This window comes from Acetobacterium sp. K1/6, assembly GCF_034438075.1.
GTDB lineage: Bacteria > Bacillota > Clostridia > Eubacteriales > Eubacteriaceae > Acetobacterium > Acetobacterium carbinolicum.
Window position 1 is genome coordinate 1 of record NZ_JAXQGA010000034.1, and the last position, 14,619, is coordinate 14,619.

Below are 14,619 nucleotides of genomic sequence, written 5' to 3' on the forward strand. Positions count from 1 at the left end.
TTTAATCAGGGTGTCGGGCGTTCAAGTCGCCCATGGGTCACCAATTTCTAAATTTAGCCGCAGATGATGCGGTTTTTTTGCTTTTTTGAATTAGCAAGCATAAAAAGGCTGAAATATTCCATGATATTATAGAAAAAATACAGTTAAAAATTAGACGATTCCATTTTAATTTCTTCTTAAAGTGATATAATTACTCGGTAATACTAAATGAATATAAAGACATCAAGAAAAGGAGGCATTTTAATGGAAAATATTTTAAATATGAATGACGGAAAACTAAGGATTATTCAAGAAACAGTTCCCGGTAAGCAAGTAACATTAGCTCATATCATTGCCAGCCCAGATGAAATTGTTTATAAAAAACTGGGCTTGAATCCCAGTGTTGATTATCAGAAAGCAGCGATCGGGATACTGAGTATGACACCATCAGAAATATCGGTGATTGCTGGAGATTTAGCTATAAAAACATCGGTTATTGATTTGGGGTTTATTGATCGATTCAGTGGTACGCTGATGTTTACCGGGAGAATATCAGAGGTGGAGTCTGCGATCACAACGATTTTAACTTATTTGCAAAACACCTTGAAATTTACAATTTGTGAGATTACAAAAACCTGAGAGTGAAGGCATAACATGAAAAAAATGATATTAGTCGGTCGAAGTGAATGTGGAAAAACAACATTACGACAAGCCTTAAAAGGAAAAGAGATTCGTTACGAAAAAACCCAGTATGTCAATCATTATGATGTAGTGATTGATACCCCAGGGGAATATGCAGAAACGAAAGGTTTAGCTAGAGCATTAGCCTTGTATTCTTATGAGGCGGATGTGGTAGCTCTTTTAATTAATGCAACGGAGCCTTATTCGCTTTATCCGCCATGTATTACTCCCGTTGCAAATCGACCCTGTATTGGTGTGGTTACTCAGATTGATGACTCTGGCGCTGATGTGGAACAGGCAGTGAGTTGGCTGGAATTAGCTGGATGTGATACGATTTTTAGAGTAAGCTCTTATACTGGTGAAGGTATTTGGGAAATCCTTGATTATCTCAAAGATGAAGGTGATATCTTGCCCTGGGATAAGAAATCAGAAGCTGAAAAACCTAGAAATGTCATATCAACTAAAATGATGTAGCAATAAAACCTTTTAGCTGGAGGATGGAACACTAATGAAAATTGAATTGCAAGAACAAAATGCTTGCAGAATGATGAATTAATTGTTATAATAGTACCGTTGCGGAAGTGGCTCAGTGGTAGAGCACTGGCTTCCCAAGCCGGGGGTCGCGAGTTCGAATCTCGTCTTCCGCTCCATATTAAGATAATAGTGGCATTGAATCAGGAGTGTAAAGTTGCAAATAGCGATTTTACGCTCTTTTAACGGATTAAAGCGAAATATTGGGAATCTTTTAAAATCGCATTGAATAAATAAAAAAGTCGAAAAAAGTTCCGAAACGGGTTGACAAAACCTACGTATTTTGTTATTATAATCAGGCACGTTACAGATACAACAATTGCTTTAGCGGATGTGGCGGAATTGGCAGACGCGCTAGACTTAGGATCTAGTATCGAATGATGTATGGGTTCAAGTCCCTTCATCCGCACCATTTATAAGCGGAAGTGGCTCAGTGGTAGAGCATCGCCTTGCCAAGGCGAGGGTCGCGAGTTCAAATCTCGTCTTCCGCTCCAAAATTTAATAAATCTGAATCGGTTGGGTATTTATCCCAATCATTCTTTTTTAATCTACTTATGTGCGCCCATAGCTCAATTGGATAGAGTGCCTGGCTTCGAACCAGTAGGTTGGGGGTTCGAGCCCCTCTGGGCGTACCATAAACGTGCTTAAACAGTCATTCGTGGCTGTTTTTTATTTACGCAAAAGAAGATGTAAATGAGATTAAGAGAAATCAGACAAAATCAGAATAGGAAAATAAAATGAAATCAGAAATCAGCATTAACAAAGCAATCTTGCATGTATTGGACACCAACGCAAACATCCCGGTGTTATCGGATATGCTCCTGAACATGACCGTAACAGTGAAAGAATATGTGGAAAAGCATGTGGAAAGATCAATAAAAGATCCGGAGATCAAACGGACTGTCTTTCGGACGGGCAGTCCTTTTAAAGACCGGATTATTGATTACAAGAATAATCCTCACGAGCTTGTTCGGATTAGTTCGGAAATATCCCAGCTTTTTTTTGAGTATATGCAAGAAAACATCGAAATACCATCTGCCGATCTGGTTTTTGTGGATTTTAATGTCGAGCATGAAACTTATTTGGGTATATTCAAGTTTAATTATAAGCAGGGTTATATTCACTATGTGAATACTGACAAAGGTCTGACCAATGATATTCTGGTTCAACCCTGTGTACTGCCAACAGAAAGTCAGAAACTGGATGAATTCATTCTCGTTAATCTGGCTTGTGATGAGGTTCTGATCAAGGAAAAGAAATATCCAATCAATAATGAGAAAGATTATTATATTTCCACTCAATTAGTTTTCTGTGAGCCGGCGATGTCAGAAAAAGAGGCCTATGACATTATCGATAAAACAGTCAAAGAAGTGATTGTCAGAGAATATGGCGGTGATTATCAAAAGCTCAATGCCGCTAAAACAGTGCTGGCTGATGATTATGAAACCGAAAGCGAAATCGACGTGGACAATCTGGCCAAAACGGTTTTTGACGGGGATTCGACCATTCAGGAGCGGTTCAGGTCGTCCTTGGAAGAAAAAGGGCTCTACGAAAAAAAGATCCCGGTCACCCCGAATATTGAAAAGAAGATCTTTGGCAAACAAAAATTTATTACCGATACGGGCATTGAAATCAGTATTCCGATGGACCAGCTGAAGCGAAATGATATCATTGAGTTTAAAAATAATCCGGATGGTACCATCTCCGTGGAAATCAAGAATATTGGACTACTAAACCAGAAATAAATAGTCGTTTCGTTAACCGGAGGGCACTTTTGCAATGATGAATCATAAATGTGGAAGGAAGAATTTTATGAAGACGAAAAAAGCATTTAAATTAATCAGAAAAAACACCTTTATCTCGTGTATTCCATTGATCAGTGCCAATCGCGATGAATTAATAGCTGATGTTGAAGTGGGAGTGGCAAATGGTTGTGATTTTCTGGAGTGGCGTCGCGATCATTTCATGGCGGGGGAACTGCTCACGGCGGAAGAAGAACAGGATTTGTTAGTTGAAATAAAAACAAGAATGCCCGATCAGGGACTTATTTATACTTATCGCAGTCATCTGGAGGGCGGCGTTTGTGAAACCGCAGATGAAATCCGGACAGCCGCAATCATTGCGGCGATAAAAAGTAACCGGGTCGACTATGTGGACGTGGAACTTAATAGCGAGCCGGCTTTTCTGGAGCGGATTAGAGGGGCTTTAAAAGTAAGTGAAAGCCAATGGCTGGTTTCTCATCATAACTTTGAAAAGACCCCGACTACAGAGGAAATAAACGCTGTTTTTAAAGCCATGGAAGCGGTCGGCGGCGATGTCCTAAAACTGGCAGTGATGCCGCAGTCAATGGATGACGTCCGCCACCTGATCCAGGCCACCCTCACTTACAACGAAAAATCCCAGAAGCCGATGATTGCCATTGCGATGGGATCATTGGGGTCAATAACCCGAATAGCACCTGATTTGTGCGGCGGTTCCCTGACCTTTGCGGCGGGAGCCGGGAAAACAGCGCCTGGTCAGCTCAGTCTGGAAGAAATAATCGACTTACGAAAAAGAATGGCTCTGATATAAATATCAGAGCTATTTTTTTTCGATGATAGGGAAATCAAGATCCTTAATACCCCAGTCAATGGGCTCAATTCCCTGGGCCTTCAGCAGGTCGTTTGCTTTGGAAAAAGGTCGACTGCCGAAAAATCCCCGGTGGGCTGACAATGGACTAGGGTGGGGTGAGGTGATAATCGGATGTCGGGGGTTGGTAATCAGGGCTTTTTTGTTTTGAGCATCGCGACCCCAGAGAATAAAAATAACCGGTTCGGCCCGGGTGTTCAATCGTTCAATGATCCGGCTGGTGAAAATCTCCCAACCGGCATTGCGATGGGAACCGGCTTCACCGCCCCGGACGGTCAGAACGGCATTGAGCAGTAGTACCCCTTGCTCAGCCCAGGCAGTTAAACAGCCATGGCTGGGAATCGGGCAGCCCAAATCGGCTTCCAGTTCTTTGTAGATGTTAAGCAGTGAAGGGGGGATCGAAACCCCGGGTTTGACAGAAAAAGCCAGGCCATGAGCCTGGCCTGGTCCATGATAGGGGTCCTGGCCGATAATACAAACCTTGGTTTTTGATAATGGCGTTAAGTGAAAGGCATTAAAAATTTCATCCATCGGCGGATAGACCACCCGACTTCGATATTCTTTAATTAAAAAAAGTCGCAGGTTTTGATAATAGTCAGTTTTGATTTCCTGTTGAATGGGCTCTTCCCAATCGTTATTAAAATGAATTGGCATGGTTGCGTTCTCCTATGCATTGGTTTTATCGTGTATGATCTCTTGATTATACACTATAAAAGCAGGTTTTCAACCCGGATTTTTATTTCCATAAAAGAGGGATTATGTTATAATGGATAAAGTATACAATATTATGAGTGCATTGAGAGGGCGTATGAGTAAGATTATTTTAAAAGCTCGAGCAAAGGTCAATCTATCCTTGGATGTGACCGGGATCAGGGAAGATGGCTATCATGAAATGAGGATGATTAATCATTCCATCGAACTGGCTGATGTACTGACCTTTTACCCTCGGGAGCAAGGAATTGTGTTGACTTCCAATGAGCACACCATTCCCCTGGATGAGAGAAATCTGGTCATCAAAGTGGCCCTAAAACTTCAAAACCAATTCACGATTAAACGAGGCGCCAAGATTCATCTGGAAAAAAGAATTCCCGCTCAGGCAGGTCTGGCGGGTGGTAGCAGCGATGCTGCCGCAGCTTTAAAAGGGCTAAATACCTTATGGCAACTGGGACTCTCGCAGTCGGAACTTTTGAAAATTGCGGTTACCATTGGAGCAGATGTTCCCTATTGTTTGGTTGGTGGTACGGCTCTGGTGGAAGGAATCGGAGAAAAGATTACACCCATTGGCGATTTAAGAAAGATGACGATTCTGGTCGTGAAACCGGATATTGATATCGCTACCCCCTGGGCCTTTAAAAAACTGGATAATTCAATCATAAAAAAACACCCGGATATCTCGGCGCTTATGGCATTGCTAAAACAAGATGCTTATCATGAGCTTAACGAGGTCGTCGGAAACGTTTTTGAAGCCGTTGCCTTTGCAGATTATCCTGAAATAGCAGCGATCAAAAAAGAAATGCTGGCTACGGGAGCACTGGCGTCGATCATGACCGGTAGTGGTTCCACGGTTATTGGATATTACGCGGACCGGGAATTAGCAGTAAAAATGTGGCAGCAATTTAAAGAAATATACCCCCTGTGTTTTTTGAGTAAAACGGAGGAAAGTGGAGGAGAAAATTATGTGGAGTGAAAAAAAAGGCTTAAGCCTCGATATAAGTTCTTGCAAGCCGCTGCGAGAAATTGTTTTTGAAACCATTCGTTGCGCCATTATTACTGGTGAACTTCAGCCGGGACAACGCTTAATGGAGGTTCAACTGGCAGAGCAAATGGGTGTCAGCAGAACACCGGTGAGAGAATCAATCAGAAAACTTGAACTGGAAGGACTGGTAAAAATGGTGCCACGAAAGGGCGTTTATGTGACGCCAATGTCGGTTAATGACCTCAAAGAAATGATGGAAATCCGCCGGGCGCTGGAAGGTCTGGCGGCGGAGTTGGCGGCCATGAATGCTACAAAAGACGAAATTAGCCGGCTTTATGAAGCCAATGAGTTATTTGGGGAGTCCGCTTTGCATAATGACGAAGAGGGGATCATCAAACACGATATGCATATTCATGAGACCATTTATAGGGCATCGAAAAATGTAAAATTGCAAACGATGATTAACAGCCTGCGGGAACAGATGCAGCGGTTTCGGGCCGAGTATGTGCATCGGATTGAAGATAAAACGCCGCTGGTGAATCAGCATATGGAAATTATCCGGCAAATTGAAAAGGGTGCGTGTAAAAAAGCCAATCTTGCCGCCTGCGACCATATTTTCACCACCGGCGATAGCATGCTTGGATTGTTGAAAAAAACAGAGTAACGAAAGATAAAAAACGCTTCCCTGAAAAAATGATTTGTTATTTTTAGGGAAGCGTTTTGATTAAAGTGGATAGCGGGAAGCAAACTTTACTCTAGAGTGCCGAAATCATTGTTCTCTAAGAAATTTTTATTATTAAATAATGCCAGAACAAGAATGATGCTGCCGCATACCACAAAAACATCGGCGAAATTAAAAATGGCAAATTTAATCATTCGAAAATCAAGGAAATCTACCACAAAATCAAGGCGTAGCCGGTCCAGTAAATTACCAGCAGCACCACCAATGATAAAGGCAAGCGAGCCATTAATGACGCGATTTTCTTTGATGTTGGGTATTTTGATTAAGAAGTAAATGAGTACACCAAGAAAAACCAGGGTCATAATAATTAAAAATATCTGCATGTTAGTAAACAGACTAAATGCTGCACCGGTGTTTTCGATATAGGTTAAATGAAAAACATTTGGGATCAGCGGTAGAGTGTCAAGGGGTTTTATATGTGCAATGACCAGGTATTTTGTATACTGGTCCAGAAAAATAACAAAAAGGATAATAGCGATATAAATCATGGTTGCTCCTAAACAAATAATTAAGTATATGAAAATATTATGATAGTTTTCTCTAAAAGACAAGGAAAACTTTAATACACGGCGATTTTATTTTAGATTAATCATAATTTAAGAATCTGTTTGAAACTGCTTTAAATTATTCTGGTAAAATGTTAAGATATAGTTCGAGCTGATAACAGTACTGGAGGGGCATTTGAAATTTAAAATTGATCTCGAACTTGTAAAAAAATATAGCTACTTTTTGGTTGGTGTTCTGATTCTGGTTCTGATTTACAAACTATTGGATAATTTTGGCGTGGTGACGGCAACTGTTGGCGGATTTATTACCAGAACGCTGGAAGTATTGAGGCCTATTTTAGTGGGCGTAGTGCTGGCGTATTTTTTGTTTAAACCAATGCGGGGAATTGAAAAGTTTATTTTTAAGACCATTCCTAAAAGTCGGGACAAAGCCGGAGCGATTCGACTGATTTCGATCCTGATCGTCTATGCGATCACCATTGTACTGATTGTCTTGTTTTTTTATGCAACCATTCCATCAGTGGTAGAAAGTTTGACGGGGCTGATTTCCCAAACGCCGCAGTATTTAATAACCATTGATAATTATCTGGGTGAAAGCCTGGCCAACGGCGGTGCTGCCCAGGATATTTTAGCAGAGCTTAAGTTTGCTATTGACAGCCTTCAAAGTATGACGACCAGGGATATAATAAACCAGATTGCATCATATTTTGGAACAAATCCGGATTCCATAAAAAATATTGGGAATTTTGCCTTCGTCTTTTTAAAAGGAACCATCGGGTTTGTTATTTCTTTCTTTATTGTGTTTTTTGTGGGGTTATACCTGATGCTGGATAAAGAAAAAATTAGTGAACAGGTGGACCGTTTTGCCAAAGCGGTGATGAATAAAACCTTATACAACGGTTCCCACTGGGCGATCCTGACCATCGATGAAATTTTTTACAAATATTTTACCGGGAAAATACTTACTTCGATGTTAATTGGATTTCTTTTCTATTTGGGAATGTTGGTGATCGGTGTCGATTATGCCCCCTTATTCGGCGTTATTGTGGCGATTACCAATGTGATTCCTTATTTCGGTCCCATTATCGGAGCAGTTCCGGCCGTTATCATTACCTTAATTGATGAACCGGTTAAGGCGCTTTGGGTCGGGATCTGGATTTTGGTTGTACAACAGTTTGACGGGAATGTTTTAGCCCCCAATGTGCTGGGGAAAATTGTCGAACTCAATCCCTTTTGGGTGTTGTTCTCTGTCATCGTCGGAGGCAGTCTCTTCGGCATTCCGGGCATGTTTGTGGCGATCCCGATGTTTGCCGTAATTAAGGTCTTTTTTGAAGAAGGCTTAACACGCTGGGAACGAAAAAAAGAACTGCTCGAGAAACCGCTTGAATAATCAGCTAAATAAAAATGTGCATAATTGCTGGGGGAAACCCCATTGAAAAAGGAAAGGACACAGATTGATGGAAAGTGTATTTGACGTATTGCAGGAGCGGGGGTTTATCGAACAGTGTACCCACGAAGAGGAAATTAAAAAACTATTGGCGGAGGAATCCGTTTCATTTTATATTGGTTTTGATCCGACGGCGGACAGTCTTCACATCGGACATTTCATTCAGATTATGGTAATGGCCCACATGCAACGGCATGGACATCGTCCGATTGCCCTAATCGGGGGCGGAACCACCATGATTGGTGATCCTTCTGGCCGAACCGACATGCGTCAGGTGATGACAGCAGAACGGATTGTAGAAAATGGTGAAAAATTCAAGCGTGTGTTTGAAAAGTTTTTGACCTTTGAAGATGATAAGGCTGTGATGCTTAATAATGCCGAGTGGTTACTGCCTCTAAACTATATCGAATTTTTGCGGGAAATTGGGGCACATTTTTCAGTGAATCGGATGCTGACTGCCGATTGTTATAAATCGCGGCTGGAAAAAGGGCTGACCTTTTTAGAATTCAATTATATGTTGCTCCAGGCTTATGATTTTTACGTCTTACATCAAGAACAGGGCTGTAAGATGCAGTTCGGCGGAAATGATCAGTGGTCCAACATCATTGCCGGAGTTGAATTGGTCCGGCGCAAAGATGCTAAACAGGTTTTCGGAATGACCTTCTCCCTGTTAACGACCAGTGAAGGGATCAAAATGGGGAAAACCGCTAAAGGTGCCTTATGGTTGGATCCGGAAAAAACATCGCCCTATGAATTTTACCAATACTGGCGAAACATTGCCGATGCCGATGTCGAAAAATGTTTGGCCCTGCTGACCTTTATTCCGATGGACGAGGTGCGTCGGCTGGGAGCACTTAAAGACTCAGAAATCAACCAGGCTAAGGAAATTCTGGCTTACACAGTCACTGAAATTATTCACGGCTCGCAAGCCGCACAGGAGGCTCAAAATGCGGCCCGGAAGCTTTTTGGCGGTGACCAGGGCGATGCCGAGATACCAAGCGTAGAACTATCAAAGGCTGAACTGGGAGCAGGTATGGATATTCTTGCTTTGTTAGAAGTTGCCAAACTGATTCCCACCCGCAGTGAGGGACGGCGCTTAATTAAACAGGGCGGAGTTTTGCTAAATAGCGAAAAAGTAACAGACTTTAAGCTGTTGGTAACCCCGACAGCTTTTAAAGACGGAAGAATTGTCCTGAAAAAGGGCAAAAAAGCATTCAAGCAAATTAATCTTGTATAGAAGGTGACCAGATGATTAGTTCAAAACCAGTTAGAGGTACAAGGGATATTCTACCCGAGGAAGCAAAAATCCGGGATCGCCTGGAACAGCAGATATTGGCAGTCTATCGCGCGCATGGATTTAGTCGGATTGAAACCCCGGTAATGGAAAATCTGGAATTGCTTTTGGGCAGTGACGGGGGCGAAAACTTAAAAATGCTTTTTACCGTTTTAAAACGCGGTGAAAAGCTTAACTTAAATCCCGATGCCAGTGTCTTAGATCTTTGCGATATGGGACTGCGCTTTGATCTCACCCTGCCCCTGAGTCGTTTTTATTCAAATAATCAGGAAGTGTTAGAAACGCCGTTTAAGGCCATTCAGATCGGTAACGTCTTTCGGGCAGAACGGCCCCAGAAAGGACGATTCCGGGCATTTAAACAATGCGACATCGATATTATCGGCGATCCAACCGTTTCGGCCGAGATTGAGTTGATCGATACCACCGCAAAAGCACTGCTGGCGATCGGTTTTTCGGGGTTCACCATTAAAGTGAATCATCGCCAGCTACTTAGTGAGGTCATTATAAAGGCCGGATTTGCAGCGGATCAGGTTGGGTCGGTCTGTATTTCGCTGGATAAAATGGATAAGATCGGAGCCGCTGGGGTAACTGGTGAATTGTTGGAAAAGGGACACGAGCAGCAAAAAGTGAACCAGCTGATGGCCTGTGTTACCGGTATCAATCTCGATAATTTGGAAAAGTGGGTGGAAGATACTGCTTCAATTGGGGACCTGACCCAGGTGATAAGTACTGTCAAAACGCTGGCCAAAGAGCAATTTGATGTTGTTTTTGACTTTTCATTGATCCGGGGCATGGGCTATTATACCGGTCTGATCTTTGAAGTCAGTTACGGACCCTATGGGTATTCCATTGCCGGCGGCGGTCGTTATGATAACATGATTGGGAAGTACAACAAGGTTTCGGTGCCAGCAGTTGGCTTTTCGATTGGTTTCGAACGAATTATTTCAATTCTCATGGAAGAACAGCAAGATGCCCGACAAATCGACCCGGCTATTATTCTGTTCTACGACGCACAAATCAATAACATGGGAGCTGTCATCGGTGCAGCTGACTGTTGGCGGAACGAAGGTTATCGGGTGAATCTGGTAGCCATGAAGAAAAAATTTGGCAAGCAGATCGCAGCCTGGGATAACGGCCAGTATGAAGGCTTTCTGGTATTTGGCCGGGATGAAGAAATCAAGAAATTTTAAAGATTTAGTTTTTATTACCTAAAACACCGGTATGCCTCGGTCATGCCGGTGTTTTGTTGTCATTTTTTGATTGTAATGCGAAACTATTTAAGAATAAAGTGAAATCTTATGTTATAATGTAATATTGATAGTTAGAAGTAGGATCAAAAATAACGATAAAGGATAAATAAATGTCGAAAATAGTAAATTTAATTGCCACGGTTGCGTTTGGAATCGAAAGTGTGGTAAAGGACGAAATAAAAAAACTGGGCTATGAGGTAACGGAAGTTGAGAATGGAAAAATTCGTTACGCTGGCCCTTTAGACGCTATTCCCCGATCAAATCTGTGGCTGCGCTGTGCTGACCGGGTACTACTGGAGATTGGCCGATTTAAGGCCGAAACCTTTGATGAATTGTTTGAGAAAACAAAGGCCCTGCCCTGGGAAAACTGGATCCCTGTTGACGGAGAATTTCCGGCGGCTAAAATCACCAGCGTCAAATCGACCTTGTTTAGTAAGTCGGACGGGCAGCGGATTGTCAAAAAAGCGGTGGTGGAACGGTTAAAATCGAAGTATCATGTCGAATGGTTTGAAGAAAGTGGTGGCAAGTATCCCATTCATATTCAAATTCTAAAGGACGAGGTGACCCTGTCCATTGATACGAGTGGCTCCGGTCTTAACAAGCGCGGGTACCGTCAGTATGGAAATGAGGCGCCGCTTAAAGAAACCATTTCAGCAGCCCTGGTTTATCTATCAAGGTGGCGCCCGGAGCGTGTTTTTCTGGACCCCCTGTGCGGTTCCGGAACGATTGTTATTGAAGCGGCGTTAATTGGTAAAAACATAGCTCCGGGCCTGAAACGGGATTTTATTTCTGAAACCTGGGACGCCATTCCGGCGGAGCTGTGGGAACAGGCCAGACAGGAAGCTCGCGATGCCATTAACGACAAAGAATTTTTGTTACTGGGATCGGACTGTGATGCCGATGCCTTAAAACAGGCCCGAACCAATGCTGAGCTGGCCGGGGTCGCGGATCTGGTTGCTTTTCAGAAACTGCCGGTTCAATCCATTTCCACCAAGAAAAAATACGGGGTCATTATTACCAACCCGCCGTATGGGGAGCGAATTGGTGAAGAAAAAGAAATTCAGCGTTTGTATCGGGATATGGGTAAGGTTTTTCGAAGTCTGGAAGATTGGTCCTATTTTATTATTACCGGTTATGAAAAGTTTGAGAAATTCTTTGGTGAAGCATCAACCAAAAACAGAAAACTTTATAATGGTGACATTAAGACCCATTATTACCAATATTATGGCCCGTTGCCACCGCGGAAACGAAAACCAGAGGACGTAGCAGAGGTCTTAAACAATACAGAAATAACTGAATAATAGCGTAAATAATGCAGGAATCGATTTATCAAGAGATAAATCAAGAAAAAATAAAGAATAGGTGAAAAGATGAAACGAGTATCAAATAGTCGATCGAACAGCACTAAGACCAGTGATAAGCCCAGAGGCAGAAAAAGTGACAACGCGCCAAAAGATGATAAAAAACCCCGCAAGTTTGAAGAACGCGGTGCCAGGGATGATAAAAAGTCCCGCAAATTTGATGCGCGTGGTCCTAAAGAAGAACGGGGACCCCGTCGTTTTGACGAGCGTAAACCGCCCCGCAAACAGGAGCGATTTAATCGTGAAGATGATGGTGTAACCGAAGAAACATTTGTAATCGTGGGGAAAAACCCGGTGATGGAAGCACTGCGTTCTGGTCAGGAAATTGACAAGCTGCTGATCTTAAAAGACAATACCGACCATGTCCTTAAAAAAATTACTGATATGGCCAAAAAGCAAAACATTATTATCCATTCTGTTGAAAAAGCGAAACTGGAGTATCTGGCCGATGGTCAGGTTCATCAGGGGATTGTAGCACTGATGGCACCATTCCCCTACAGTGATCTTCAGGATATCCTAAGTCATGCCAAGGCCAAGGGGCGTGACCCCTTCATTGTCATTTTGGATCATCTCACTGATCCCCACAATCTGGGGGCGATTATCCGGAGTGCTAATGTTTGCGGTGCTGACGGGGTGATCATTCCCAACCGTCGATCGGCTTCTTTGACCGCCGTTTCGGTTAAGGCTTCCTCCGGGGCGGTATCTCACACCCCGATAGTTAAAGTGACCAATCTCAGCCAGACAATTGATGAGCTAAAGAAAAAAGGGTTTTGGATCATGTCTACCGATATGAAGGGAAATCCTTATTATAAAGCAGATTATAAGGGGTCTCTGGCCATTGTTATCGGTAACGAAGGCGTTGGAATCAGCGAAAAAGTAAAGAAACAATGCGATTTTTCGGTTTCTATTCCAATTCATGGCGAAATCGAATCCTTTAATGCTTCAGCAGCTGCAGCGATCATTTTTTCAGAGGCTGCCAAACAACGGTTTCAATGAAAACTATATTAATTGTGGATGGCTATAATGTCATCCACGGTTCAGAGGATTTAAAACGCCTTTCAGAAATAGAACTGGAAGAAGCACGCGTCAAGTTGATTAGTGATTTAAATGGCTACAGCGGATTCAAAGGATGGGAAACCATCCTTGTTTTTGATGCCTATTTGCAACAATCGCTGGAAAAACGGGAAGAGTTGGTGGGGCAAATTAAGGTGGTTTTTACCGAAAAGAATAAAACTGCCGATACGTACATTGAAAAACTGGTTTACAGCCTGCCGAAAGCCTACAGTGTCCGGGTGGTGACATCGGATTTTACCTTGCAGCAAATGGTGATGGCCAGCGGAGCCGAGCGGGTTCCAGTGCGGGAGCTGATCCAGGATATGGAAGCAGTTGTCAAAAAATTTCGTGATGATAAGAAGAAAAGTGTCCAAAAACAAGGGCTTAAGCTCAGTGACTTTATGGATGCGGAGACCCTGGATCAATTTAATAAAATGCGCGTTAAAGAATGATGCGAGGATAAGATGAGCGAGCCTGGAAATGAAAAACGATCAGAATTAGAAATAGTAAAGACAGCCCAACAAGGCGACAAGGCTGCCGAAGAATTTTTGCTGGAAAAATACCGCAAAAACGTACTGATCCGGGCCCGATCCTACTATCTGGTGGGGGGAGATAATGAAGATCTGATCCAGGAGGGGATGATGGGGTTACTCAAAGCCATCTGGAATTTTCGCCCCGACCGGGAAGTTCAATTCTCGACCTTTGCCAATCTCTGTATTGAACGTCAAATCCAAACCGCTATCAGTTCAGCCAATCGACAAAAGCATCTACCACTGAATAATTCGGTGTCCATCTATGCTGCAGTTTCAGAAGAGGAGCCGCAACATCGTATTCTTGACCGGTTGGCCGCCAAAAAAAGTGTTGAGCCTGGGGTAGAGTTAATCAAAGCAGAAGAGCTGGAGCAATTAATAATTGATGTTAAACGCGAATTGTCTGCTTTTGAAAAAAAAGTGCTTGCCTATTTCATTCAGGGAGCCTCCTATTATGAAATATCCAGGATGTTGGACTGCAGCAATAAGTCAGTTGACAATGCATTACAGCGAATCCGAAAAAAAATAGGCAAAAAAATATGAAAAACGGTTGACAAAAAAGCAAAAACAAACTATCATAGAGAAGCTGAATTAATAAGCACGTGGGAGAATGCCCGAGTGGCTAAAGGGGGCGGACTGTAAATCCGTTGACAACGTCTACGATGGTTCGAATCCATCTTCTCCCACCATTTTATTATAAGCCCTCATAGCTCAGTAGGTAGAGCACCACCATGGTAAGGTGGGGGTCTCCGGTTCAAATCCGGATGAGGGCTCCATTTTTATATCACAAATTAAATTTGACATAGTAGTAACACGATAATTTTTAGATTTGTAAGGAGAATACAATGGCAAAGTCAAAATTTGAAAGAAATAAGCCCCATGTAAATGTTGGAACAATTGGTCACGTCGATCATGGTAAAA

At 42.7% G+C, this 14,619-nt stretch carries 15 protein-coding genes and 6 tRNA genes; 19 read left to right on the forward strand and 2 right to left on the reverse strand.

What is annotated here, in order from left to right:
• The first annotated feature begins 243 nt into the window (after positions 1–243).
• The 8 genes from U2P91_RS17030 to aroD all read left to right on the forward strand — a co-directional run bounded on the left by U2P91_RS17030 (position 244) and on the right by aroD (position 3,762).
• Positions 244–618, forward strand: a complete 375-nt coding sequence (locus tag U2P91_RS17030) for a BMC domain-containing protein (RefSeq protein ID WP_111887972.1) — start codon at positions 244–246, stop codon at positions 616–618.
• Between the two features lie 15 nt (positions 619–633).
• Positions 634–1,134 (forward strand): EutP/PduV family microcompartment system protein, encoded by a 501-nt coding sequence (locus U2P91_RS17035; protein ID WP_322520063.1) that lies wholly within the window; start codon positions 634–636, stop codon positions 1,132–1,134.
• Positions 1,135–1,235: 101 nt separating this feature from the next.
• Positions 1,236–1,310: transfer RNA gene (locus tag U2P91_RS17040), tRNA-Gly, on the forward strand.
• 208 nt (positions 1,311–1,518) lie between these two features.
• A tRNA-Leu gene (locus U2P91_RS17045) sits at positions 1,519–1,603 on the forward strand.
• 7 nt (positions 1,604–1,610) lie between these two features.
• Positions 1,611–1,685 (forward strand) — tRNA-Gly (locus tag U2P91_RS17050).
• A gap of 64 nt (positions 1,686–1,749) precedes the next feature.
• A tRNA-Arg gene (locus U2P91_RS17055) sits at positions 1,750–1,826 on the forward strand.
• A 102-nt stretch (positions 1,827–1,928) separates the two neighbouring features.
• On the forward strand, positions 1,929–2,936 hold the full coding sequence (locus U2P91_RS17060; protein WP_111887970.1) for a nucleoid-associated protein: 1,008 nt from the start codon (positions 1,929–1,931) through the stop codon (positions 2,934–2,936).
• Positions 2,937–3,003: 67 nt separating this feature from the next.
• Positions 3,004–3,762, forward strand: coding sequence for a type I 3-dehydroquinate dehydratase (aroD, locus tag U2P91_RS17065; RefSeq protein WP_322520064.1), 759 nt, complete (start codon positions 3,004–3,006; stop codon positions 3,760–3,762).
• Positions 3,763–3,771: 9 nt separating this feature from the next.
• On the opposite strand, the gene U2P91_RS17070 is transcribed toward aroD, so the two are convergent.
• Complete coding sequence (locus U2P91_RS17070; RefSeq protein ID WP_111887967.1) at positions 3,772–4,473, reverse strand: uracil-DNA glycosylase; 702 nt, start codon at positions 4,471–4,473, stop codon at positions 3,772–3,774.
• A gap of 154 nt (positions 4,474–4,627) precedes the next feature.
• Between U2P91_RS17070 and ispE the strand changes: the two genes are divergently transcribed.
• Together ispE and U2P91_RS17080 are read left to right on the forward strand one after the other, a co-directional pair.
• Positions 4,628–5,506 carry a 4-(cytidine 5'-diphospho)-2-C-methyl-D-erythritol kinase gene (gene ispE / locus U2P91_RS17075; RefSeq protein WP_111887966.1) on the forward strand — a complete coding sequence of 293 codons (879 nt, stop codon included), beginning with the start codon at positions 4,628–4,630 and terminating at the stop codon, positions 5,504–5,506.
• Complete coding sequence (locus tag U2P91_RS17080) at positions 5,496–6,179, forward strand: GntR family transcriptional regulator (RefSeq protein WP_111887965.1); 684 nt, start codon at positions 5,496–5,498, stop codon at positions 6,177–6,179. The genes ispE and U2P91_RS17080 overlap by 11 nt, the downstream gene beginning before the upstream one ends.
• 86 nt (positions 6,180–6,265) lie before the next feature.
• Here the strand turns inward: U2P91_RS17080 and lspA are convergent, their stop codons facing one another.
• Complete coding sequence (lspA, locus tag U2P91_RS17085) at positions 6,266–6,745, reverse strand: signal peptidase II (protein WP_111887964.1); 480 nt, start codon at positions 6,743–6,745, stop codon at positions 6,266–6,268.
• A 193-nt stretch (positions 6,746–6,938) separates the two neighbouring features.
• Between lspA and U2P91_RS17090 the strand changes: the two genes are divergently transcribed.
• The 9 genes from U2P91_RS17090 (at position 6,939) to U2P91_RS17130 (ending at position 14,474) form a co-directional block, all read left to right on the forward strand.
• Entirely contained in the window at positions 6,939–8,153 is a 1,215-nt protein-coding gene (locus U2P91_RS17090; RefSeq protein ID WP_242988649.1) for an AI-2E family transporter, read from the forward strand.
• A 67-nt stretch (positions 8,154–8,220) separates the two neighbouring features.
• The gene (tyrS, locus tag U2P91_RS17095) at positions 8,221–9,447 is read left to right on the forward strand and encodes a tyrosine--tRNA ligase (RefSeq protein ID WP_111887962.1); all 1,227 of its coding nucleotides are present in this window, start codon (positions 8,221–8,223) and stop codon (positions 9,445–9,447) included.
• 11 nt (positions 9,448–9,458) lie between these two features.
• Entirely contained in the window at positions 9,459–10,694 is a 1,236-nt protein-coding gene (gene hisS / locus U2P91_RS17100) for a histidine--tRNA ligase (RefSeq protein WP_111887961.1), read from the forward strand.
• Between the two features lie 170 nt (positions 10,695–10,864).
• Positions 10,865–12,055, forward strand: coding sequence for a THUMP domain-containing class I SAM-dependent RNA methyltransferase (locus tag U2P91_RS17105; protein ID WP_111887960.1), 1,191 nt, complete (start codon positions 10,865–10,867; stop codon positions 12,053–12,055).
• Between the two features lie 69 nt (positions 12,056–12,124).
• A complete protein-coding gene (gene rlmB / locus U2P91_RS17110) occupies positions 12,125–13,111 on the forward strand; it encodes a 23S rRNA (guanosine(2251)-2'-O)-methyltransferase RlmB (RefSeq protein ID WP_111887959.1) in 987 nt (328 codons plus the stop codon).
• Positions 13,108–13,620 carry an NYN domain-containing protein gene (locus U2P91_RS17115; protein WP_242988648.1) on the forward strand — a complete coding sequence of 171 codons (513 nt, stop codon included), beginning with the start codon at positions 13,108–13,110 and terminating at the stop codon, positions 13,618–13,620. The genes rlmB and U2P91_RS17115 overlap by 4 nt, the downstream gene beginning before the upstream one ends.
• Positions 13,621–13,632: 12 nt before the next feature.
• A complete protein-coding gene (locus U2P91_RS17120; RefSeq protein WP_111887958.1) occupies positions 13,633–14,241 on the forward strand; it encodes a sigma-70 family RNA polymerase sigma factor in 609 nt (202 codons plus the stop codon).
• Between the two features lie 61 nt (positions 14,242–14,302).
• Positions 14,303–14,387: transfer RNA gene (locus tag U2P91_RS17125), tRNA-Tyr, on the forward strand.
• Positions 14,388–14,398: 11 nt separating this feature from the next.
• A tRNA-Thr gene (locus tag U2P91_RS17130) sits at positions 14,399–14,474 on the forward strand.
• Positions 14,475–14,619: the final 145 nt, after the last annotated feature.

Excerpts from the sequence above, each read along its gene's own strand:
- hisS (WP_111887961.1), top strand. The coding sequence starts at position 9,459 with ATGATTAGTTCAAAACCAGTTAGAGGTACAAGGGATATTCTACCCGAG.
- U2P91_RS17105 (WP_111887960.1), top strand. The coding sequence starts at position 10,865 with ATGTCGAAAATAGTAAATTTAATTGCCACGGTTGCGTTTGGAATCGAA.
- U2P91_RS17120 (WP_111887958.1), top strand. The coding sequence starts at position 13,633 with ATGAGCGAGCCTGGAAATGAAAAACGATCAGAATTAGAAATAGTAAAG.
- rlmB (WP_111887959.1), top strand. The coding sequence starts at position 12,125 with ATGAAACGAGTATCAAATAGTCGATCGAACAGCACTAAGACCAGTGAT.
- U2P91_RS17070 (WP_111887967.1), bottom strand. The coding sequence starts at position 4,473 with ATGCCAATTCATTTTAATAACGATTGGGAAGAGCCCATTCAACAGGAA.
- lspA (WP_111887964.1), bottom strand. The coding sequence starts at position 6,745 with ATGATTTATATCGCTATTATCCTTTTTGTTATTTTTCTGGACCAGTAT.
- aroD (WP_322520064.1), top strand. The coding sequence starts at position 3,004 with ATGAAGACGAAAAAAGCATTTAAATTAATCAGAAAAAACACCTTTATC.
- U2P91_RS17060 (WP_111887970.1), top strand. The coding sequence starts at position 1,929 with ATGAAATCAGAAATCAGCATTAACAAAGCAATCTTGCATGTATTGGAC.
- U2P91_RS17035 (WP_322520063.1), top strand. The coding sequence starts at position 634 with ATGAAAAAAATGATATTAGTCGGTCGAAGTGAATGTGGAAAAACAACA.
- U2P91_RS17080 (WP_111887965.1), top strand. The coding sequence starts at position 5,496 with ATGTGGAGTGAAAAAAAAGGCTTAAGCCTCGATATAAGTTCTTGCAAG.
- U2P91_RS17115 (WP_242988648.1), top strand. The coding sequence starts at position 13,108 with ATGAAAACTATATTAATTGTGGATGGCTATAATGTCATCCACGGTTCA.
- tyrS (WP_111887962.1), top strand. The coding sequence starts at position 8,221 with ATGGAAAGTGTATTTGACGTATTGCAGGAGCGGGGGTTTATCGAACAG.
- U2P91_RS17030 (WP_111887972.1), top strand. The coding sequence starts at position 244 with ATGGAAAATATTTTAAATATGAATGACGGAAAACTAAGGATTATTCAA.
- ispE (WP_111887966.1), top strand. The coding sequence starts at position 4,628 with ATGAGTAAGATTATTTTAAAAGCTCGAGCAAAGGTCAATCTATCCTTG.